The organism is Vibrio sp. OPT41, from assembly GCF_015163595.1.
GTDB classification, from domain to species: Bacteria; Pseudomonadota; Gammaproteobacteria; order Enterobacterales; family Vibrionaceae; genus Vibrio; species Vibrio alginolyticus.
On the sequence record NZ_JADDYH010000014.1, the window covers coordinates 104,784 to 125,921 of the forward strand.

Sequence of the window (21,138 nt, forward strand, 5' to 3'; positions counted from 1 at the left end):
GCGATGGCTTATTGTAGAAACCATCGCTTTACAAATTACTGCTGTTCCGTTCTAAGAGGTTAGAAGTTGTATTCTAACTTCGCTTCGATAGAGCGCTCAGCGCCAAACCAACAGTTATTTTTGTCGTAACAAGAATAGTATTCTTTATCGAATAGATTGCTTGCAGAAAGTGTGACGCTAGCCCCTTTCATTGATTCAGATACCGTTGAGAAATCGTAACTTGCTGCTAAATCAAACAAGGTGTAGTCCGGTACTTTTTGACTATTCTGTGCATCAATTTGTGCTTCTCCGACATAGCGAACGCCAGCACTGGTACGAAGGCCTGAAAGATTTCCTTCAAAGAAGTAATTGGCCCATAGAGAGGCCGTTTGCTCAGGTACCCAAACCGGCGTTTTACCTTCTTGGTTGTAATAACTGTCCTCGGTAATCTCCATATCGGTATATGTATAGCCTAGAGTGAAATCAGCTTGTGCTGTGGCTTGCCATTTTGCCTCAAGTTCAATACCTTGTGATACCACTTCGCCCGCTTGATAGTTCGGTGCATATGGATTATTCGGATCGGTCAAGATCGCGTTTTTCTTCGTAATATGGAAGAGTGCTAAGTTACCTGAGATATCACCAGATAATGGTGCGTATTTAAAGCCTAACTCCCATTGATGACCGGTTGATGGCTCAAATGCTTTACCAGAAGAGTCGGCACCCGCAATTGGCTCGAAACTTTCCGAGTAAGTAAGGTATGGCGAGAGACCAAAATCTAGCTCATACAAACCACCGACTCGGAAAGATACGTTGGTATCGTCTAACTCTTCCTTGCTCTTGGATACTGTTCCTAGATAATCGCTAACGGCGTCTGTATTTGAATCGTATTTATCCCAACGAAGACCTGCAATCATTACAAGTTGGTCGTAACGAACTTGATCTTGGAAATAAACGCCAATCTGCTTCGTTTTGATATCCAAGTTTTGTTTGTATTGGAAATTCAGTGCATTACGATCAATGCTGTTGTGGTCAGGATTAAAAATGTCCTGAGTTAGCGAATACCCAAGCGTGTCTTTGTATTTTACATCTGAGTCTAGATACTGATAATCAAGCCCGAACAATAAGTTATGTTCAAAATTTCCTGTTTTAATGTAGCCCGATAGTTGGTTGTCAATCACAAAGGATTTGGACTTTTCATCGGTTAAATAGGCATTTCGACCAACGGTACGGTTATCCGCTTCAAGTGCACCGTTATATGTGTTTTCCTGATAGGCATCGGCGGTCATGTAGCGGGCATTCTGTAGAAATTGCCAATTGTTGTTAAAGTCGTGTTGGACTTTGTAACCCATCATCAGAACTTCGCGTTCGTAAGTGTTCCAGTCCTCATCCCCTAAATAAGTGCTTGGTGACATCGAGCCAAGTGGGTTTTTAATCACTGAGCCAGATGCAGGCACAGTCGTGTAGATACCTGCTGATGGATCATTTTGATAGTAAACATTCACGTTCACTAATGTGCTTTCTGTCGCTTGCCAATTGAAAGATGGGGCGAGTACATAACGTTCATCTTCAGACGTATCGGCTTGACCATCTCGCTGTTTTGCCAGGCCGACGATACGGTAATCCACATTAGAATCACCAATTTGTCCTGTGGTGTCGAACGTCAGTTCTTTTAGGTTGTTAGTCCCAGTACTAATCGAGACAGAGTGCGAGGGTGTTGACTGAGGCGCCTTGGCGATAATGTTGACCATACCTCCTGGTGGAATATTGCCGTAAAGAACAGACGTTGGCCCTTTAAAAACCTCGATTTGCTCAAGAGCAACGGAATCGACCTGCGGTTGAAGGTTCCAACCGTTGTACAGCAAAGGAAGACCATCATAAAAGTTGGTGTAGTTAATAAAACCACGAATATTGAATAGGTCAAGTCGGGAAACGGCACCACCACGCAATTCTGTATTTACGCCAGGCGCATAACGTAATGCTTCGCTCACCGAGTTTACGCCGCGTAGGTCCATGTCATCTTTAGTGATTACCGTGATCGCTTGCGGTGTTTCCTCCGGTTCTAAAACGGTTTTAGTTGCGGTGTTTCGGTATGTTTCTCCTAGCACCGTAATCGTTTCGTGTTGGGATACGCTCTCAGTCGCATTGGCGTGGCCAGCGAGCAATGCGGATACGACGATAGCAACCGCTGAACGATGAAATCGAATCGGACTTTCCATATTTATAAATTCCACTACTTTTTCTATTTATTGATAATGATTGTTATTTGTATTCTATATTCAAAGAAATAGGAAAAGTTAACAATTTGGTGCAAAACACTAATCTTTGGAACTTATTCTTCTGTTCTTAGGTTTTAAAGATAGCGAGTCGTTTGGCTCGACAGGAATCCAATACTGCATTTGTGCTTGTTCGCTATCAACATCATAACCTTCTGGATAAAGCTCTAACTCATAACCATCGATAGCATGATAATTAGAGTAGGGTAGCCAATGTAAAATAAACCATTCCAGCGTTGAGGCGAGCTCTGATGCTTTGCCTATGTGTGTAATGACGGCGTAGGTTTGCTCAGGAACAGCCAAGAGGTCTAACCCCGAGTTGGAAGAGTTCGTTGATCTTGGTGCGTTTGCTGTTGGACTGCACTCATAACCTGCCCAATACTCAAGTTGTTGGTTGTTTGAATACGCTTGCGTCACATCAATCACGCCAAAGTAAGTACTTTCCGAATTATTAAGGTTTTCAGATGAATAAAGACGTGACCAAAGTGACGGTACTTTGGATTGGAAATCGGGCGTAGCGGAAAACAATCCGTGAATAGGTTCATGATAACCAGCAAGTTCAAAAGCCGGTTTTGTTTCTATTCGAACTTCAATAAAGCGCTGATGTTTTTTCTCTTCTTCTGGTGTCTTACGCAGCGTCAAAGGTTGCCTCAACCCGGAGAGTTGTTGCGTTTTTCGATATTCGCGGGGGCTTTTTGAAAACATATTCCTGAACGCTCGGCTAAATGCGTGTTCAGATGTAAATCCCATTTCTATCGCTATATCTAACGAGCGGTCAGAAGTATGGATTAAGCGCTCAGCCGCAAGGCTAAGTTTAAGCTCTCTGATGTAGTGAGCGACGGATACGCCAGTGTGTTGTTGAAATACGCGTTGCAGTTGCCAGCGCGACCAACAACTTGCTTTTGATATTTCATCTACGCTCAGAGTGCTGTCTAAGTTGGTGTGAATGTAGTCAAGCACCGATTGTATTCGGTTAATGGGATGTGGGTTAATGGCGCTTGATTTCATGGCGTTCTACTTTCACATTAATAGTGATTTCATTATCTTTAATTGAGTATCATTATCAATAGGATGATGAAATAAAAAGTAAGTAACACAGATCACGATAAAACTGTAATGGATTGCAAGTATGAGTAATTTTTACCCATATTAGAGTTTTTGCTTAAATTTTGTAGCGTTCAGATGAAACTTTTTTTATCAATAAAATACAATCGCTTATGACGTTTTGTGCAACTTATTTAAACGTTTGCACTGGCAAGTGTTGATGTAAATCAAATAGTCGTAGACAATATTGCCCCGTGTCGGACTCTCCTCCAGCGAGTACAGTGTGTACTTTTGAGACATAAGTGACTTAAATGACCTCAATACGTCGTGTTTCCAAGAATCGGAAATGCAACTTCTTAAGGTTCTTTGGGCCCATAGACTTTACCTATCAACGTAATAGGTAAGACCAATTTTCTATTTTGAGGTGCCATTGATAGGGTTGGCTAATTCTCTAGCCGTATCCGGGCACACAATAAGTACCTCGTTTTTAAGGGAAAGATGATGGTAATACCAGAAAACAGCAGCATCGTTATTTTTGGTGCTTCAGGTGACCTTACGTACCGTAAGCTCATTCCTGCTTTATACCACCTCTACGCGAACAAGCAGCTTCCAGAGAATTTTGCCATTCTGGGTGTAAGTCGCACTGAATACAGTGATGAGTCTTACCGCGCGAAGCTGAAAAAATCGCTTCAGGAAATGGAAAAGACTGAGCCAGAAACGCTTGATGCATTTATTAACCATCTGCACTACCAAGCAATTAATACTTCTGACACACAAGATTACGGTAAGCTATCTTCTCGCTTAGACCAACTTGCGGACGAATATCAATTCGAGCAACGCAATACGCTTTTTTACTTAGCAACCCCACCAAGTTTATACAGTGTGATCCCTGCAAGTCTTGCAGCACATGGTCTTAACAGTGAAGAGGATGGCTGGAAACGCCTGATCATTGAGAAACCATTCGGCTATGATCTTGAATCGGCGCGTATTCTGGACAAAGAAATTCACGAGCACTTCCAAGAGCATCAAATCTACCGAATTGACCATTACTTAGGTAAAGAAACGGTACAAAACCTACTTGTGCTTCGTTTCTCTAATGCGATGTTTGAGCCGCTTTGGAACCGTAACTTCATTGATTACGTTGAAATCACAGGCGCAGAATTCCTTGGCGTAGAGGAACGTGGTGGTTACTACGACAACTCTGGCGCTGTGCGCGACATGTTCCAAAACCACTTGCTACAAGTATTAGCAATGGTAGGTATGGAACCACCAGCGCAAATCAATGCAGACTCGATGCGTGATGAAGTGGTAAAAGTGCTTCAATGCCTAAAGCCATTAGACGAAAACGCTCTGCGCAATGACCTAGTATTAGGCCAATACACGGCGTCTGAAGTCCGTGGGCAAAGCCTACGCGGCTACCGTGAAGAGCCGGGAGTTGCAGACGATTCTCGTACAGAGACTTACATCGGTTTGAAAGCGTACATCAACAACTGGCGTTGGAATGGCGTGCCATTTTACGTGCGTACTGGTAAGCGTCTTCCAACACGCGTTACTGAGGTGGTTATCCACTTTAAACAAACACCGCATCCTGTGTTTGGTCAAAACGCACCAGAAAACAAGCTGATCATTCGTATTCAACCAGACGAAGGCATTCAAATGAGCTTTGGCTTGAAAGAGCCAGGCGCAGGCTTTGAAGCGAAGGAAGTGAAAATGAACTTCCATTACGCTGACCTGCAAGAAACGCAAATGCTAACGGCATACGAGCGTCTTCTACTTGATGCTTTGAATGGTGATGCTACGCTATTTGCACGTAGTGATGCGGTGGAAGCGTGCTGGCAATACGTACAGCCAATCTTAGATTTTAAGCAAGATCCACAATCCCTCTTCGGGTACGCATGCGGCACTTGGGGACCTAAAGAGTCAGATGACTTGTTACAGCGTGATGGCCGCGCTTGGCGTTTCCCATGTAAAAACTTAACAGATACGGATTACTGTGAACTATGATCAACCATAAGATCTACCAAACAGCAGAACAGGTAGTTGAAAGCCTAGCTAACGATATGAAAGCGTTTAGCGAAATGGGCAGACCTGTTCACATCTCTCTTTCTGGCGGCAGCACTCCTAAAATGCTGTTTAAACTACTGGCTTCAGAGGCTTACGCAACCTCCATTCAATGGGAAAACCTCCACTTTTGGTGGGGTGACGAACGTTGTGTTGCCCCTGACGATGCAGAAAGCAACTACGGTGAAGCGAACACGTTGTTGTTTAGCCAAGTAAATATTCCTGCGGAAAACATTCACCGCATCCGTGGCGAAGATGAGCCTAAAGCAGAAGCCGAGCGCTTTGCAAAAGAGATGGCAGAGGTGATCCCGAGTGAAAACGGCACACCTGTGTTTGACTGGATCTTATTAGGCGTTGGTGCAGATGGTCATACAGCTTCTCTGTTCCCTGGCCAAACGAATTATGATGATGCGAACCTATCTCTTGTGGCGTCGCATCCTGAATCGGGCCAACTTCGTGTGTCGAAAACCGCACGCGTATTAGAAGCAGCGAAACGCATTAGTTACTTAGTGCTTGGTGCAGGAAAAGCGGACATTGTTGAAGAAATTAACAGTTCACCAGCACACGCACTGCCATACCCAGCGGCTAAGATTCAAGCGAAATCGGGCCTAACGGAATGGTATTTAGATTTAGACGCGGCAGCAAAAATTGCTTAAGACGCTGCTCGTCGATGAAATAAAATTGGAGAGAAACAATGAAAGGTGATATCGGTGTAATTGGCCTAGCAGTAATGGGTCAAAACCTTATCCTAAACATGAACGATCACGGCTTTAAAGTGGTTGCTCACAACCGTACTGCTGCTAAAGTAGACGAGTTCCTGGAAGGTCCAGCAAAAGGCACGAACATCATCGGTGCATACTCTCTAGAAGAACTAGTAGAGAAGCTAGAAACGCCGCGTAAAGTAATGTTGATGGTTCGCGCTGGTGACGTTGTAGACAAGTTCATCGAAGCGCTAGTACCTCTGCTAGACAAAGGCGACATCATTATTGACGGTGGTAACACTAACTACCCAGATACAAACCGTCGTGTTGCTGCACTACGTGAAAAAGGTATCCACTTCATCGGTACTGGTGTATCTGGTGGTGAAGAAGGTGCGCGCTTCGGTCCATCTATCATGCCTGGCGGTGCTGCTGAAGCATGGGAAGCGGTTAAGCCTATCTTCCAAGGTATCGCTGCGAAAACTGACGCTGGTGAGCCATGTTGTGACTGGGTTGGTAACGACGGTGCTGGTCACTTCGTTAAGATGGTACACAACGGTATCGAATACGGTGACATGCAGCTTATCACAGAAGCTTACCAGTTCATGAAAGACGGTCTTGGTATGTCTGCAGACGAGATGCAAGCAGTATTCGCTGATTGGAACAAGACTGAGCTAGACAGCTACCTTGTTGAAATCACGGCTGACATTCTTGGCTACAAAGATGAAGACGGTGAGCCTCTCGTTGAAAAGATCCTAGACACAGCAGGCCAAAAAGGTACTGGTAAATGGACTGGTATCAACGCACTAGACCTAGGTATTCCACTAACGCTTATCTCTGAGTCTGTATTCTCTCGTTGTCTATCTGCACTGAAAGACCAACGTGTTGAAGCCGAGTCTCTATTCGGTAAGACAATCACTCCAGTTGAAGGCGACAAGCAAGAGTGGGTTGATGCACTACGTCAAGCGCTACTAGCTTCTAAGATCATCTCTTACGCTCAAGGCTTCATGCTAATGCGCGAGGCGTCTAACGAGAACGGTTGGGACCTAAACTACGGTAACGTAGCACTAATGTGGCGTGGTGGTTGTATCATCCGCTCTGCGTTCCTAGGCAACATCCGTGATGCGTACGAAGCGAACCCAGACATCGCTTTCCTTGGTTCTGATGAGTACTTCAAAAACATCCTACAAGGCAGCCTAGCAGCATGGCGTAAAGTAGCAGCGAAATCTCTAGAGTCTGGTATCCCAATGCCATGTACGATTTCTGCGCTATCTTTCCTAGACGGTTACACAACAGCTCGTCTACCAGCGAACCTGCTTCAAGCTCAACGTGACTACTTCGGTGCTCACACTTATGAGCGTATTGACCGTCCACGTGGTGAATTCTTCCACACTAACTGGACTGGTACAGGCGGCGACACAGCGTCTACAACTTACGACGTGTAATCGTTTTAAGTAAACCGACTAAATATAAAGATATAAAGGGATGCCCAAGTGGCATCCTTTTTTGTGTCTGTAAGATATTGGTAGATTTAAAAGTTACATTAAACGTTGATTCGTCACGCACTTCTCAGAAATGGGAGAGCATGCATTTGCTAGCAGTTTAATATTTCTCTTCGAAGAGTGAAGCTAAGCAGCTCTCTGTCGTCTCCTCAACTATAAGGTAATAGAAATGACACAACAGAAGCATCCATTTCACACAGCTTTCGTGTTGCTTATGTTCATATTACTGATTACTTACTCTATCTATCGCCTTTATCATCATTTCGTTTTCGAATCTCTACCGCTTCAGCTCAGTAGTGGTTTTCAAGTGCTCTACATTGATGCGTCATATGTTTTAAGTATCGCAAGCTTACTCTTATGCCCTACATTATTGGTCTATATTTTATTTGATCGAATGACTCAGTTAGTCAAAGTGCCGATTAAAGTGATAACTATAACAATTGTCTTGTCCCTTATCGTTGCTATTCCAGGTCAAATTTTTGAATTTGGGCGATTGAAATATATTGCAGAAAGTAATGGTTACTCAGCGTGTCCACCTTTCACAATTGCATCAAGCGGAATGTTTGTAGAAGCTATGGTAAAAGAAGAAAAATACTGTATAGAACCAGAAATTAATCGTATTGGTATGTATGGTTATTTTCACGAACTCGAACGGATTGATAACTATATCAAGTCACACGGAAATGACATCCAATAGAAAAGAGCGCCTAGGCGCTCTTTTCAGTGGTCGTTTTCTTGTTTTGATAAAACCTGTCTTTTAGGTAGAGAATTGCACTGACCAAAAGAGCCACTAAAGAAACAGTAAATAGGGCGTACATGCTGAGAATCCATGCGAATGTGGCCGTCAAGAATGCAATGAAGGAAAACATCCTGCTGAAAGACATCACATGGCCAAGTTTGTTACTTTTCATAAACGCCTCCCGATGCTAAGTGGGGATAGACAATTGTGGTCATATGCCACACTTTTAATTGTCTGCTCTTTTGGGGCGTTTCACACAAAAAAGTGGCTAAAGATTTCTCAAAAAAGGTGAAATATTGAACTGGTAGACAAATCGTTAAACTGAGTTGCACAGATATGACTTCGGTTGTCTATCACTTCAAAGTTTTTAACTACGCAGATTAAGGGCATGTAGCGTTATTATTATCGTATTCGAACTCTACGATACACAATTGCAAGTGAACCTACACTCGTAAGCTCATCCCTGTCGTCAGTTACAGTAAAAGTTTTTTTCTCTTTTTAACAATACCTTAGTAACTACGGGCAATTAAATCTGTTTTTCGATCGAAACTCAGATTGCATAAAAGGTGAAAAAGAGTGCTAGGTAAGCCTTTAAACTACGCCTATAATTAGCGCCCACATGGAGGATGTTTACTATATGAACATCCTTTATTTTTTGAAACTAGCAACAAGGATCCAGTAAAACATGTTTTTCTGGTTTTGTTTACGTTGACCAAGAAGGTAATTAACACAGCAAATTGAGGTTCTAAGATGACTCTTAACAAGTACTTTGTTTTCATTCCAGCAGAATTGGAACAGGAAATGCGCAAGGACAATCAAGTGATCTCTGAGAAGGAAACTCAACGTCAGGCATTAGTAAAACAGGCACAACAACAAGGCGGCCTGTAAGCTAGGTTTCAAAGAGAAAGAGCACCGCAACGGTGCTCTTTTTGTATCTGAGGTCGTAGAATTAACTTAATATGCCAAGGCTTTTCAACTTTCTGTAAATGGTATTTCGGCTCACACCAAGCATACGAGACGTTTTGCTAATGTTCCCCTGATTGGCTTGATATGTTTTGAGCAACTTATCTTCGACGGTTGCACGCAGTTCTGAAGTTGGTTCAGCGGATGCTGCTCCTTCTTGAGCTTGGCTGAGTTTCATACTTAGGTGGGCTGGGACGTGTATGAGTTCCAATATTTCTTCACCTTGCGCCATTAAGGCGGATACTTTGATTAAACTATCGAGTTCACGCAAATTTCCTGGCCATGAGTAAGACAGCATCAGAGAAAGTAGGTGAGGGCAAAGCTGTTGTTCAGATTCGGCGTGACGCCGATGAATGTTCTCAATCAGTTGTCGTTTGTCATCACGTTCCTCAAAGCGAGGTAGCTCAATGATCAAGCCATTAAGGCGATAATACAAATCTTGGCGGAACAATCCTTCGCTGACCAAATGTTCCAGATCTTTATGCGTGGCTGCAATGATTTGCGTATCGACTTGAATGCTTTGGTTGGAACCCACGGGAAGCACGGTTTTATCTTGCAATACATGGAGCAATCGGCTTTGAGCTTCCAAGGGTAAATCTGCGATTTCATCTAGAAACAAAATCCCTTTGTGTGCTTGGCGAATTTTTCCCTGATAGCCTTTGCTGTTTGCGCCAGTAAAGGCACCGGCTACGTAGCCAAATAATTCAGATTCAACCAGATCTTTTGGTAGCGCTCCGCAGTTGACGGAAACTAACGGTCCCGTTTTTCTCTGGCTGTTTTTATGGAGTGCTTTCACAAACTCGTTTTTGCCAACACCAGTCTCTCCGAGAATCAACAAACTGATGTCTTTATCGATGACGCGATTGGCTTGCTGCCAACAGTGCTCAACAGCGGAGTCGCCATAATGAAGATCATTGGACGCCGCTACAGCACGAGACTTGACCTTGCTATCTTTATCGGTAAGCGGTTTTGTTTTGAAAACGAAAGGGTGCTCATTTCCCCGAGTGGATAGAATGTCGTCTAAGGATTGCCCAATGATACTTTTTTGCGCAAAAAGTTGAGAGGCTACTTGATTGTGAGCCAAAACTTGTCCGTCTTCATTTGCAATGATAATTCCTTGCCAACCACTATTCAGTAAACCTTTTTCGCACGCTAAATCCACACGAATATGCCCTTGTGGAATCAAGTTAAGTAGTTGATTCTCCACTTGCTGGACCATGTTTTGTACTAGTACTTGCGTTGAGAAGTCATGTCTCTTTTGCTCGCTTGTAATATCTAATACGCCAATGAGGTTACCAAGATGATCGAAAATAGGATTAGCCGAACAGCTAATAAAACGATGGTGTTGGATAAAGTGCTGATCACCAATAACAGAAACGGGCTTTGCTTCAACCAAAGCTGTACCAATCGCGTTGGTGCCTTTGACCTTTTCTTGCCAGCATGCTCCAGAGCTTAGCGAGATTTCCGTCAACTTCTCACGAAATCTAGGCTGTCCCCAACTGCCGATGATGACACCATCTGAATCCGTCAAAATTAAGCGACTGTCGCTATGAGCAAATAGCTGATTAAACAAAGGGAGCGCAAATTGAGTGACTGCCTCTAGCAAAAAGTTGAGTTGGTGACGCCTATCTTGGAGCGTCGCTGGCGTTACTCGAATATCTTCAGGGCGTCGACGCTGTTTTAAACCCGCTTGTTCACTTCTGACCCATGAAGTTGAAAGCCAATTGTTATCGCTAATATGTTGAAGTTCCATGACTGTACCATTTTGTCACAGTGAGGGTGTGCCATTTTGGAACACTTGAACATTGGTGTTCACACCATACATCCGCTCAAACATCGCTCACTTGGTTTGTTATCGCTTGGTAATCATAGTTTTACATTTAATTAACAACAAGTGTGGCGTAGTTGGCGTGTGACTTGCGTAATGCTCTTTGTGAACAGTGCGATACGACACTGCAATAACACATTGAACGAGAAACAAAAGGAAGAGTTATGATCTATGCACAGCCAGGTAGTGAAAATGCCATTGTTAACTTTAAATCGCATTACGATAACTTTATCGGTGGGGAATGGGTAAAACCAACGGGTGGTGAGTACTTTGACAATATCTCACCAATCAACGGACAAGCGTATTGTAAAGTTGCTCGCTCTAGCGAGGAAGATATTGATTTAGCACTGGATGCCGCGCACAACATCAAAGCAAAATGGGCCAAAACCAGCGTGACAGAACGTTCGAACATCTTGCTGAAAATTGCTGACCGTATTGAGCAGCATCTAGAAGAGCTTGCTGTTGCAGAAACTTGGGAAAACGGCAAACCAGTTCGCGAAACCTTGGCGGCAGATTTACCTTTAGTAGTGGATCACTTCCGTTACTTCGCTGGCTGTATTCGCGCACAAGAAGGCAGTGCGGCAGAACTGGATGAGCACACCGCAAGCTACCACTTCCCAGAACCGATTGGTGTGGTTGGTCAAATTATTCCGTGGAACTTCCCAATGTTGATGGCGGCTTGGAAACTAGCACCGGCACTAGCGGCGGGTTGCTGTGTGGTATTGAAGCCAGCAGAGCAAACCCCAACGTCGATTCTGGTTCTGATGGAAAAAATCGGTGACCTTCTTCCTCCTGGTGTCATCAACGTTGTAAACGGATATGGTTCTGAAGCGGGTCAAGCATTAGCAACCAGCAACCGCATTGCGAAACTCGCGTTTACCGGGTCTACGCAAGTTGGCAACCACATTCTGAAATGTGCAGCAGACAACCTGATCCCATCGACAGTTGAGTTAGGTGGTAAATCTCCAAACATCTACTTCTCAGATATCTTCGATTACGAAGATGAGTATCTTGATAAGTGTATCGAAGGTACGTTACTTGGTTTCTTCAACCAAGGTGAAGTTTGTACTTGTCCATCTCGCGTACTGGTTCATGAAGCGATTTATGACAAGTTTGTAGAGAAACTGACGGAACGTGCACAGCTGATTAAACAAGGTAATCCGCTCGATACCGATACTCAAGTCGGTGCTCAGGCTTCTCAAGAACAGTTTGATAAGATTTTAAGTTACCTGGAAATCGGCCGTGAAGAAGGCGCAAAAGTGGTCTTTGGTGGTGGAGTGTCAGAACAGCCAGAGTCTATCAACCAGGGGTACTACATTCAGCCAACCATGTTGGAAGGCCACAACAAGATGCGAATCTTCCAAGAAGAAATCTTTGGCCCAGTGATCGCTATCACCAAATTCAAAGATGAGGCTGAAGCGTTGGAAATCGCAAACGACACTGAATATGGCTTAGGCGCAGGTGTTTGGACACGTGATGCGAACGTTGCATATCGTATGGGCCGTAATATTGAAGCTGGCCGGATCTGGATTAACTGTTACCACGCTTACCCTGCACACGCAGCGTTCGGTGGTTACAAAAAATCGGGTATCGGGCGCGAAACGCACAAGATGATGCTGGATCACTACCAGAATACTAAGAACTTGCTGATTAGCTACAGCATCGACCCGTTAGGCTTCTTCTAGTGAAACTAAGTAATTAATAAAGAAAAAGCAGTATGAATCAAAACCCCGAATCTTCGGGGTTTTTTATTAGCGTGAGCTTGTCGGCTGAAGGTTAACTTAGATGTTTAACCTGCTTATATTGTGATATCAGGAACGTTGAATTATCGCCACTTTTCGTTCCATAAGCTTTTCTACGGCGGCGTTTTGCTTGTCAATATTGAGTTGTGGATCAAAGTCCAAAACGCGATTGCAAGATTCGAGACTGGCAAATTGATTTAAACATTCACCAAGCTCTCTTTTAGAGCTTGTTCGCATCAGACTGCTTTCTGATGAGGAGAGTAGGGTGACTTTACGGCCATGAAACGTTCCTTGCGGCACTGCATCACTTTGCTGCGCTTGTTGAACGTCATGAACCGATGAATTGGTGTATGTGGATTGGATGTCATTGGACATAAAGACACCTAAACTCTCAAGTCTAAAGTTTGTGGCATCGGTGGTGCCTTATCAATAGTTACATGAGAAGACAATAACGCTTCCCACGACTCGCTGTGCGTCAGCAATTCTGCTAAAGCTGTTTCAAAATATTCGTAATCCAGTCGCCTAATGTTAATGAGTCGATTTAAACATAGGACATGTCGGTGGTTATCTAAACTAAAAAATAACTGGTGCTCAGGCCAGTGATAATTAAAGGCCAAGAAAGAGCGATAAAGATCGGAATTTACAATTTGAAGGCCAACAATCTCAGCTTCGAGCTGCAGAGTTGTCGATTCAGGATGAAAGATGATATGCACCCTTAGATTATCATCAAAGGCTAAGCTTACTTCATTTTCCGTTAGATGCAGTGCAGGCAAGCCTATTTGATGAGCAAACTTTAGCAAAATCTCATCGATAGTTTGGCGTGCTGACATAGGAATAGTCCCTTTTGAAATTTTATCAAGGAAAATATTAGATGTATCTCTTCATGTTTATCAATATTAGTCGGTTGTTATTATATTTTGGCTTTTAAATGTGTTGAGAGAAATAGAAAGGCAAAAGTAAATGTGTTCAGATGCATATCTCGATGGTAATGATATATATGAATATCACTTTTCTCTAATAAACTTCAATTAAGGAAGGAATGAAAGAGAACAGAAACTGCTTTTGAAATTACAGTCCATGTTAACTACGTGTTGTTGAAAAATGCGATTTATTGTCCGCTTGTAGTATAAATATAAGTTGATCTTTTATATTTTTACATAAAGAATTGTGTGAATTTCAAATGAGCTAGATTATATAAAATACGTTTATGGGGTCATAATGAACAATTCTATATGGGCTGGTTTTATTGGGTTATTCATACTGAGTGGGTGCAGTCAGACTGTGTCCGTCAATGGGGTGGATGGCTTTGATACACAGAGTCAGGCATCAGTCTATGGTTGGGTTTCTGTCGACGGCTACTTTCCACCTTCGATTACTTCTCTTGAAGTGGAAATATGTAAAGTTATTGATAATCAATGTCTTAAATCGGCATCTCAGAGCTACCAAGGTGTTCAGTTGCCTGTGCAGTATTCGTTTTTAATTGCACCAATTCAAGCTGGTGAAGGAAAAATGAAGATTATTGGAAAGCTTTATTCAAACGGTGAGCTCGTTGCGGAAAAAGAAAAGAACTATTTATTTTTAGAGGGAAATAAACAAGAAAACTTGATTCTTGTTCCAAAAATAAACAGATAAAATTTTAAGTACTACATTTTTATTAGAATTTTCTAATTTATAAAAATAAAGATCATATCTTTCCTTTTGTGAAAGATTTGTTGTCTTTTATAAACATTAATTACATGACTTTGAAGTCATCGGGTCAGTTGTTTTTTAGACTCATACTTGTTGCAAAAACAGTATTTTTTATGATTATATCTCGCTCCTTGAACACGTTGGCTTGGCGTTTTAGGCTATAAAACATACATTTTTATGATTTTGGAAATTTAATTTTGTTCTCGAAACGATGCCGAAATCTATTTAATTGTATTCTAATGTATAACAAAACAACCAAACTTAAATAACGAAATGATATTTAAGTTTTGGCTAATGATAAACGCTATCTGATAAAAATAATAAAGATGGACAGCAGAAATTTACTAAGTCAAACTTTTACCTTTAGGTAAAGGTAATGCTTGGGTTATTCGCTAATTATTCGGGGGGTATGGTAAGTGATAGAACTTCTATGCTCTTTTCTTTGCTTCTTTAATTCATACAGCAGTACTTAGAAATAACAACAATCAAAGTAGTGCTTTGAAAGTTTCTCAACATTTGCACTGAGAAACTCAAAATAATGAAGGGTAGAAAATGGATGTGTCAGGCCAACTAAACTCAGAAAGGGTCGACTCGAGTTCACGAAAAATTCGTAGTTTTTCCTGCTATGAAAAATCTGACGAAGTATTTCACTCAGACCAGTCTCACATTGTTGTCGTTCACAATGGTCAGCTTCGAGTTCAAACAGGTGATTGCACAATCGATGTTGCTGCAGAAAATGGGGTATTTCTATCTCAAGGGGATTACTTGTTAGAGTACTCTCCGCTAGATGGGGCATACAAAGCGTCGATTATTGCTTACGACAATGAACTCGTTAGTCAGTTGCTGCAAAAACACAGTGATCTCTTGATGATGCTGCCTAAGGTAGACAAAGTTTGTTCTGGTTTGTTTACTTTTGGTTTGAACATACTCGTTGAACAAGTGCTTTCTAGCATGCAGACGCTTGAGCAACAAGCGTACCCTGATGCCATTATGTGCCTAAAATACGAAGAACTACTCATTCTCTTGCTACACAGCAAAGGAGGAGAATCACTGTATGCGTTGCTGTCACAACAAACAAACCGTACGTCGGAACGGTTACGTCGATTTATGGAACAGCATTACTTAAAAGAATGGAAGTTGACAGACTACGCGCAGGAGTTTGGTGCCAGCTTAACCACTTTTAAAGAGCTTTTTAATGAGCACTATGGCATTTCTCCAAGAGCTTGGATCAGTGAGCGTCGACTACTGCATGCTCATAAACTGCTGTTGACGAGCAAGATGAGCATCGTAGATGTGGCGATGGAGGCAGGGTTTTCCAGCCAGTCTTACTTTACGCAGAGTTACCGTCGTCGTTTTGGAACGACCCCAAGCCGCGTACGTTCGGGAGACGATCAAGTGGCTATCGCGAAATGAAATGACTTGAGACTAAAATTTTCTGACTAATTTTGAAAGTCACTCACCAGTGTAAATTCTATTATGTATCGTGTAACAACGAACGATTAAAAATTATTACATCTCTTTCTTTCTGGATTGTTCGAAAGGGGTGCGGAGACGAACATAAATGAAAAAGCAGCATTGGCGACGCCGTTCGCTTTTTCCAGACAGCATAGTGACACAGCGGAAAGTGACTGTTTTACAAAGAGGAGCTCGTTATGAAAACGCCTCGAAACCTACGCAGGATCTCAATGTTGTGCACGTCAATCACCGACAATTGTTGAGTGAAGGCGTCATAAATTATGAGCAGCTATCTTTACTTCAACGCTTGTTGGATAGAAATGTCGTCGATAGCCTGTGCGCTAGCCAGTTAGTAAAAACGTATCAAAAACTTGGTGCTTCGATAGACCGGTTTGCTATGCGTTTATTTTTGGAAATTGGATCGCAGCTCAGTGATAGCAGCACAATCACAACGTTCGAACAAAGGCTGGACTACATCAACTCTCGTCTGGGCTTTCGCTTTAATTTGGCTGTCCCAAAAACGTTGATGCTTTGTTTCCATTTATCACTCAACGAGTGGATTAACCGACAAGTCGATCAAAGTGCTCTTCATGCTTCGATTAAAGTTGAACAACTTATCAATCAACTCGATATTCAGAAGGAATATTGGTCGAAGCTATCAGGGGAAGACACCAGTGCCGTCTTTGTTCAACAGCAACTCGATCTTATTAAGAGCCAGCAGCATCAACTTAAAAAGCAACTTGGGACGTTAAGCGAACAACAGTTGCAAGTGATTGAATGTCATCGTTTGTTAATTGAGAAGTGGCAACCGTCTTTAGACGAGCTGAAAGGGTTCGCGGAGTACACCTCGACAACCGAACAATTTATTTCTGAGTGGAAAAATTGGTGTTCGGAAGTACGACTTGAAGCCCCTGAGCTGAACGAAGTTTGGGATGCATGCGATGTGGTTTACAACGACCAAAATGCGGTTGCGAAAGTATGGCAATGGTTCAAGAACATGCAAACTGTTGGTGATATCGATCACTACTATTTTGATACTCAAAGTGGTCAGTGCGGCCAGGCTTGCAATCACCTCAGCCAGATCTAAATAGGGCGTTAAATGTTAGATAAGATGATGAAATCTTTAGCGGAAGCGCTAAAGGTAGGGGATTTTATTGCCTCAGAAAATGGTTCTTACAACATCGAGGTTGACCAGTTATCACTGACCATCAAGCAACGTGCGTCATGGATTTTATGGGAAGCGACGTTACCCTTCCAATTTAAAGAGCATCTAGATTATCAACAAGAACAAGCGTTACAACGTTGCATGCAGCTCTCATTAAAAACCATTCGTGCGGATGGCGGCGTACTGACAACCAATGATGATCAGCAATTGATTTTGCAAAGTAAAGTACGGGTTGAGGACTGTTCGGTGGAACGGTTCTCTGCTTTGCTTTCTAAGCACGTCAATCTATGTGAGCGTTACATTGCATTATTGGAACAAGAACGTGTGAACCACACAATCAACCATACAGTGTGGTTACCATGATGCTAAAAATCTTTCCCAACATTAGACGTGCTGCAACAAAGGCATTGTTATGCGCAGTGAGTGTTGTTCCTTTGGGATATGCGCAAGCAACAGACTTACACTGGCCCGAACAACCGTTCCGCTACTATGCAGATAACGACTCATTAAAAGAGTTGTTGAATAACTTCGGTGCAAATTATCGTGTCTCGGTTTCTGTTAGTGACAAAGTCAACGATCGAGTGAATGGGCGTTTTACCCCTGAAGATCCGGCGGAATTCCTCGATTACTTATCGCAAGTGTACAACTTGATGTGGTATTTCGATGGTGCCGTCTTACATGTCTATAAGGCGACAGAAACTCGCTCACGTTTACTTCAATTGGAATTACTTACGGCTAGAGAGCTACGCAGTACGTTAATTTCCACCGGCGTTTGGGATTCTCGTTATGGTTGGAGAGCGGCTGAGAGCAAAGGGTTAGTCTATCTTGCGGGTCCTCCACGTTATGTCGACTTAGTGGTACAAACGGCGGAGGCATTGGAAACGCGCTTGCTGCAGAAATCGAATTCAACCGACGAATTATTCGTTGAGATAATTCCTTTGAAGTACGCTTCTGCAACGGATAGAGAAATTGCATATCGAGATCAGACAATTACGGTCCCTGGCATCGCATCGGTGTTAAAACGGGTCGTGTCTGGTGTTCAAACGCAAGTGGCGAGTGCGTCTAGCAAAGAAGTTACCAGTTCAGATAAGCCTGTAAAAAGTAATAAAACCGCCTCAGTTCATGGTGGCGCAACAGTTGAAGCAGAGCCGGGTCTTAATGCGATTATCGTTCGTGATACTCAAGCACGATTACCGCTCTATCGTAAACTGGTCGCGCAATTAGACCAGCCGCAATCAAGAATTGAAGTCGCGCTATCGATTGTCGATATCAGTGCCAACGATTTAAGTCAGTTAGGCGTGGATTGGCGAGCGGGAGTGTCTGTCGGAAACAACCGCATTGTCGATATCAAAACAACAGGGGATGTGAACTCGGGGGATGTGACGCTCGGCAGTGGACAGAACTTTAAGTCCTTGCTTGATTCAACCAACCTAAATTACTTGCTGGCTCAAATTCGTTTATTGGAATCCAAAGGCAGTGCTCAAGTGGTTTCAAGACCAACATTGTTAACTCAGGAAAATGTCGAAGCGGTACTGAACAACAGCAGCACTTTTTACGTCAAGCTGGTTGGTAAAGAAACCGCAGCGCTGGAAGAGGTCACGTATGGCACGTTACTGAGAATTGTCCCACGTATCGTTGGTGATAGATTTGCTGCACGACCTGAAATTAACCTGAGCCTTCATCTCGAAGACGGTGCAAAGATCGCTGATGGTGGCGTCGATGATCTTCCTTCCGTTCGTAAAACTGAAATCAGCACCTTAGCGACGGTTAAACAAGGGCAAAGCTTACTTATCGGTGGTGTGTACCGAGATGAAGTGAGCCATCAGTTACGTAAAGTGCCATTGCTAGGAGACATCCCATATTTAGGCGCGCTGTTTAGAAGTAATACCAACACTAAGCGCCGCACAGTACGAATGTTTATTTTAGAACCTCGAATTGTTGTGGATGGTATTGGCGATAGTGTGTTGATTGGCAACGAATATGACTTGCGACCAAGTATCGGCAAGCTTAACAACATCTCCAACAATAGCGCTGAATTTAAATCGGTAGTGGAAGTATATAGCTGCACATCGAGGGTTCAAGCCGAGCGCTATCAACAAGACTTATTGTCACAGCAAAAGTCGTCTCAATTAACGCAGTGCCAATTACCAACAGGGCAAAAGGGTTGGCGGGTGAAAGTATTGGAATGTGATGACTCACAAAGTGAGTGTGTGCGCCCTTCAGAGGAGTCTTAACCGCGATGCAGCAATGGAAAATTCGTATTTTATCAGGCGTGCATACCGGAGTAGAAGTCACCTTACCTGAAGGTGCTCTCGTGCTTGGCAGTGACGACTTTATTGCTGATCTTGTACTGTCTGATGCTGGGGTCGAAGCGAACCATTTCACCCTCGTTTGCCAGCAAGACTCGGTCATTTTACGAGGTTGCGAAGAGGCAAATATTAACAGTGAAGACATCGCTGTTGCAGGTGATGGTATCGAGTTGTCACGCCATGCTGTTGTCTCGGTCGGCGTTGTGAAGTTCGCTCTGGGATACGCGGAAGATGCGTTAATTGTGAGTAACGTCAGCGACGAATCTAGCCAACAGAATACACCTGTGGTTGCTGTGCAACGCTCTAGCTGGAAAAAAACAACGCTCATCGCTTTGCTTTGTAGTTTTGTCCCGAGTGTCATTTTTGCCGGTATGTGGTACAGCCAAGCTAACGGAAACAACAATGAAATTGTTACAGAAGCAGAACCCATTGTTTTGGTACGTAACATCTTAGGCGAGCTCAAACTTAGCGACGTTCGCGTGGAATGGAATGCCGCCGCACGCCAAGCAGTCTTAGAGGGCTATGTTGAAGACCGAACACAGAAACTCGATCTGCTTGGTCGAATTGATGTATTGGGCATCAATTACAAAAGTGACTTAAGAACGATGGAAGAAATCCGTCGCGGGGTTCGATTTATTTTGCGCAACCTCGGCTATCACCAAGTGAAAGTCGAAAATGGCGATGAGACCGGCACACTGCTGCTGACGGGCTATATCGATGATGCCAGTCGTTGGAACCAAGTTGAACAAATCTTGGAGCGAGACGTGCCTGGTCTTGTTGCGTGGAAGGTCGAACTGCAGCGAGCGGGTGCCTACATGGATACGCTAAAAGCGTTATTGACGGATGCGGAGCTACTGAAAAAAGTCCAGTTGGTCACCAGCGGTGATCGCATCGAAGTTCGTGGTGAGCTTGATGATATCGAAACGACTCGATTTTACGGTGTGACCCGAGACTTCCGGGAACAATATGGTGAGAAACCGTACTTAGTTTTGAAATCCATACCTAAGGTGAGTAAAGGCACCAACATCGATTTCCCGTTTCGTAGCGTTAACTTTGGCCAGGTTCCATATGTGATTCTGACCGATAACGTTCGCTATATGGTCGGTGCAAGAACGCCTCAGGGCTACCGAATATCCAGTGTTACACCTGCTGGTATTGAGTTGGTTAAAGGCGGGCGGGTGATAACAATAGAACTCGGATATGAAGGCGAGACGAACAATGACAAATCTTGAACAAATTTTAAATAACGACACAAACGGTGCGGAAGTGCACAAGATTAAGAGCAAGCTCTTAGAAGCACAAGCGGTGGTGAAACGTCAGTTGGATTTAGGGTGCTCACCACAGCAGTACCAATTACTACTCAAACAGTATGAAGCTTACACTGCCGCCCATGCGGTCGTTGAATCATACGAAGCTAACTAAAAAATACGAGGAAGTCTTATGTCATTTTACGATGCTAGTAACAGTGTAAACCTTGATGATGTTAAAGCTAAGTTAGAACAACAAGCGAAAGATGCCAACACAGAAGTGACGGCAGCCATCAAGAATCTAGAAACCAATGCCGATGATCCATCAAAGCTTGCCGAGCTTCAGCACGCGATCAACAAATGGTCTGTTGTTTACAATATCAATGCGACCACGACTCGTGCGATTAAAGATGTGATGCAGTCGATTCTCCAGAAGGTGTAAAG

General features: G+C 43.3%; 20 protein-coding genes. 14 read left to right on the top strand and 6 right to left on the bottom strand.

Features of this window, described 5'->3' with window-relative positions:
• Positions 1-59: 59 nt before the first annotated feature.
• Together IQP38_RS04185 and IQP38_RS04190 are read right to left on the bottom strand one after the other, a co-directional pair.
• A complete protein-coding gene (locus tag IQP38_RS04185) occupies positions 60-2,195 on the bottom strand; it encodes a TonB-dependent siderophore receptor (RefSeq protein WP_064376719.1) in 2,136 nt (711 codons plus the stop codon).
• 99 nt (positions 2,196-2,294) lie between these two features.
• Positions 2,295-3,260: a helix-turn-helix domain-containing protein gene (locus IQP38_RS04190; RefSeq protein WP_053350326.1), complete on the bottom strand. Its 966-nt coding sequence runs from the start codon at positions 3,258-3,260 to the stop codon at positions 2,295-2,297.
• A 537-nt stretch (positions 3,261-3,797) separates the two neighbouring features.
• Here IQP38_RS04190 and zwf point away from each other — a divergent pair.
• The 4 genes from zwf (at position 3,798) to IQP38_RS04210 (ending at position 8,254) form a co-directional block, all read left to right on the top strand.
• Entirely contained in the window at positions 3,798-5,300 is a 1,503-nt protein-coding gene (gene zwf, locus IQP38_RS04195) for a glucose-6-phosphate dehydrogenase (RefSeq protein WP_017634563.1), read from the top strand.
• Complete coding sequence (pgl, locus tag IQP38_RS04200; protein ID WP_017634562.1) at positions 5,297-6,013, top strand: 6-phosphogluconolactonase; 717 nt, start codon at positions 5,297-5,299, stop codon at positions 6,011-6,013. Before zwf ends, pgl begins: the two co-directional genes overlap by 4 nt.
• A gap of 38 nt (positions 6,014-6,051) precedes the next feature.
• Positions 6,052-7,500, top strand: coding sequence for a decarboxylating NADP(+)-dependent phosphogluconate dehydrogenase (gnd, locus tag IQP38_RS04205; RefSeq protein WP_005377160.1), 1,449 nt, complete (start codon positions 6,052-6,054; stop codon positions 7,498-7,500).
• A 226-nt stretch (positions 7,501-7,726) separates the two neighbouring features.
• Positions 7,727-8,254 (top strand): hypothetical protein, encoded by a 528-nt coding sequence (locus IQP38_RS04210; protein WP_033906174.1) that lies wholly within the window; start codon positions 7,727-7,729, stop codon positions 8,252-8,254.
• Between the two features lie 10 nt (positions 8,255-8,264).
• On the opposite strand, the gene IQP38_RS04215 is transcribed toward IQP38_RS04210, so the two are convergent.
• Positions 8,265-8,468, bottom strand: a complete 204-nt coding sequence (locus IQP38_RS04215; protein ID WP_064376720.1) for a hypothetical protein — start codon at positions 8,466-8,468, stop codon at positions 8,265-8,267.
• A 578-nt stretch (positions 8,469-9,046) separates the two neighbouring features.
• On the opposite strand from IQP38_RS04215, the gene IQP38_RS04220 reads away from it, so the two are divergent.
• Complete coding sequence (locus IQP38_RS04220; protein WP_193837338.1) at positions 9,047-9,184, top strand: hypothetical protein; 138 nt, start codon at positions 9,047-9,049, stop codon at positions 9,182-9,184.
• 61 nt (positions 9,185-9,245) lie between these two features.
• Here the strand turns inward: IQP38_RS04220 and IQP38_RS04225 are convergent, their stop codons facing one another.
• Positions 9,246-11,012, bottom strand: coding sequence for a sigma-54-dependent Fis family transcriptional regulator (locus IQP38_RS04225; RefSeq protein ID WP_193837339.1), 1,767 nt, complete (start codon positions 11,010-11,012; stop codon positions 9,246-9,248).
• A 239-nt stretch (positions 11,013-11,251) separates the two neighbouring features.
• Between IQP38_RS04225 and IQP38_RS04230 the strand changes: the two genes are divergently transcribed.
• Positions 11,252-12,772, top strand: a complete 1,521-nt coding sequence (locus IQP38_RS04230) for an aldehyde dehydrogenase family protein (RefSeq protein WP_193837340.1) — start codon at positions 11,252-11,254, stop codon at positions 12,770-12,772.
• A gap of 126 nt (positions 12,773-12,898) precedes the next feature.
• On the opposite strand, the gene exsE2 is transcribed toward IQP38_RS04230, so the two are convergent.
• Both exsE2 and exsC read right to left on the bottom strand, forming a co-directional pair.
• Positions 12,899-13,204 (bottom strand): T3SS regulon translocated regulator ExsE2, encoded by a 306-nt coding sequence (exsE2, locus tag IQP38_RS04235; protein WP_017821350.1) that lies wholly within the window; start codon positions 13,202-13,204, stop codon positions 12,899-12,901.
• A gap of 8 nt (positions 13,205-13,212) precedes the next feature.
• Positions 13,213-13,659: a type III secretion system regulatory chaperone ExsC gene (gene exsC, locus IQP38_RS04240; RefSeq protein WP_017821349.1), complete on the bottom strand. Its 447-nt coding sequence runs from the start codon at positions 13,657-13,659 to the stop codon at positions 13,213-13,215.
• Positions 13,660-14,047: 388 nt separating this feature from the next.
• On the opposite strand from exsC, the gene IQP38_RS04245 reads away from it, so the two are divergent.
• The 8 genes from IQP38_RS04245 (at position 14,048) to sctF (ending at position 21,136) form a co-directional block, all read left to right on the top strand.
• Complete coding sequence (locus IQP38_RS04245; RefSeq protein WP_054579559.1) at positions 14,048-14,461, top strand: YscW family type III secretion system pilotin; 414 nt, start codon at positions 14,048-14,050, stop codon at positions 14,459-14,461.
• Positions 14,462-15,070: 609 nt separating this feature from the next.
• On the top strand, positions 15,071-15,931 hold the full coding sequence (locus IQP38_RS04250) for an AraC family transcriptional regulator (protein ID WP_005377191.1): 861 nt from the start codon (positions 15,071-15,073) through the stop codon (positions 15,929-15,931).
• A gap of 148 nt (positions 15,932-16,079) precedes the next feature.
• Positions 16,080-17,060, top strand: coding sequence for a T3SS regulon anti-activator ExsD domain-containing protein (locus IQP38_RS04255; protein ID WP_193837341.1), 981 nt, complete (start codon positions 16,080-16,082; stop codon positions 17,058-17,060).
• A gap of 12 nt (positions 17,061-17,072) precedes the next feature.
• Positions 17,073-17,501, top strand: a complete 429-nt coding sequence (locus IQP38_RS04260) for a YscB family type III secretion system chaperone (protein ID WP_053307002.1) — start codon at positions 17,073-17,075, stop codon at positions 17,499-17,501.
• Positions 17,498-19,372: a type III secretion system outer membrane ring subunit SctC gene (gene sctC / locus IQP38_RS04265; RefSeq protein ID WP_161441215.1), complete on the top strand. Its 1,875-nt coding sequence runs from the start codon at positions 17,498-17,500 to the stop codon at positions 19,370-19,372. Before IQP38_RS04260 ends, sctC begins: the two co-directional genes overlap by 4 nt.
• 5 nt (positions 19,373-19,377) lie before the next feature.
• On the top strand, positions 19,378-20,679 hold the full coding sequence (gene sctD / locus IQP38_RS04270) for a type III secretion system inner membrane ring subunit SctD (protein ID WP_017821344.1): 1,302 nt from the start codon (positions 19,378-19,380) through the stop codon (positions 20,677-20,679).
• On the top strand, positions 20,666-20,869 hold the full coding sequence (locus IQP38_RS04275; protein WP_005377198.1) for an EscE/YscE/SsaE family type III secretion system needle protein co-chaperone: 204 nt from the start codon (positions 20,666-20,668) through the stop codon (positions 20,867-20,869). The genes sctD and IQP38_RS04275 overlap by 14 nt, the downstream gene beginning before the upstream one ends.
• An 18-nt stretch (positions 20,870-20,887) precedes the next feature.
• Positions 20,888-21,136 (top strand): type III secretion system needle filament subunit SctF, encoded by a 249-nt coding sequence (sctF, locus tag IQP38_RS04280; protein ID WP_005377199.1) that lies wholly within the window; start codon positions 20,888-20,890, stop codon positions 21,134-21,136.
• Positions 21,137-21,138 lie beyond the last annotated feature (2 nt).

Excerpts from the sequence above, each read along its gene's own strand:
- IQP38_RS04185 (WP_064376719.1), bottom strand. The coding sequence starts at position 2,195 with ATGGAAAGTCCGATTCGATTTCATCGTTCAGCGGTTGCTATCGTCGTA.
- IQP38_RS04190 (WP_053350326.1), bottom strand. The coding sequence starts at position 3,260 with ATGAAATCAAGCGCCATTAACCCACATCCCATTAACCGAATACAATCG.
- zwf (WP_017634563.1), top strand. The coding sequence starts at position 3,798 with ATGGTAATACCAGAAAACAGCAGCATCGTTATTTTTGGTGCTTCAGGT.
- pgl (WP_017634562.1), top strand. The coding sequence starts at position 5,297 with ATGATCAACCATAAGATCTACCAAACAGCAGAACAGGTAGTTGAAAGC.
- gnd (WP_005377160.1), top strand. The coding sequence starts at position 6,052 with ATGAAAGGTGATATCGGTGTAATTGGCCTAGCAGTAATGGGTCAAAAC.
- IQP38_RS04210 (WP_033906174.1), top strand. The coding sequence starts at position 7,727 with ATGACACAACAGAAGCATCCATTTCACACAGCTTTCGTGTTGCTTATG.
- IQP38_RS04215 (WP_064376720.1), bottom strand. The coding sequence starts at position 8,468 with ATGAAAAGTAACAAACTTGGCCATGTGATGTCTTTCAGCAGGATGTTT.
- IQP38_RS04220 (WP_193837338.1), top strand. The coding sequence starts at position 9,047 with ATGACTCTTAACAAGTACTTTGTTTTCATTCCAGCAGAATTGGAACAG.
- IQP38_RS04225 (WP_193837339.1), bottom strand. The coding sequence starts at position 11,012 with ATGGAACTTCAACATATTAGCGATAACAATTGGCTTTCAACTTCATGG.
- IQP38_RS04230 (WP_193837340.1), top strand. The coding sequence starts at position 11,252 with ATGATCTATGCACAGCCAGGTAGTGAAAATGCCATTGTTAACTTTAAA.
- exsE2 (WP_017821350.1), bottom strand. The coding sequence starts at position 13,204 with ATGTCCAATGACATCCAATCCACATACACCAATTCATCGGTTCATGAC.
- exsC (WP_017821349.1), bottom strand. The coding sequence starts at position 13,659 with ATGTCAGCACGCCAAACTATCGATGAGATTTTGCTAAAGTTTGCTCAT.
- IQP38_RS04245 (WP_054579559.1), top strand. The coding sequence starts at position 14,048 with ATGAACAATTCTATATGGGCTGGTTTTATTGGGTTATTCATACTGAGT.
- IQP38_RS04250 (WP_005377191.1), top strand. The coding sequence starts at position 15,071 with ATGGATGTGTCAGGCCAACTAAACTCAGAAAGGGTCGACTCGAGTTCA.
- IQP38_RS04255 (WP_193837341.1), top strand. The coding sequence starts at position 16,080 with ATGAAAAAGCAGCATTGGCGACGCCGTTCGCTTTTTCCAGACAGCATA.
- IQP38_RS04260 (WP_053307002.1), top strand. The coding sequence starts at position 17,073 with ATGTTAGATAAGATGATGAAATCTTTAGCGGAAGCGCTAAAGGTAGGG.
- sctC (WP_161441215.1), top strand. The coding sequence starts at position 17,498 with ATGATGCTAAAAATCTTTCCCAACATTAGACGTGCTGCAACAAAGGCA.
- sctD (WP_017821344.1), top strand. The coding sequence starts at position 19,378 with ATGCAGCAATGGAAAATTCGTATTTTATCAGGCGTGCATACCGGAGTA.
- IQP38_RS04275 (WP_005377198.1), top strand. The coding sequence starts at position 20,666 with ATGACAAATCTTGAACAAATTTTAAATAACGACACAAACGGTGCGGAA.
- sctF (WP_005377199.1), top strand. The coding sequence starts at position 20,888 with ATGTCATTTTACGATGCTAGTAACAGTGTAAACCTTGATGATGTTAAA.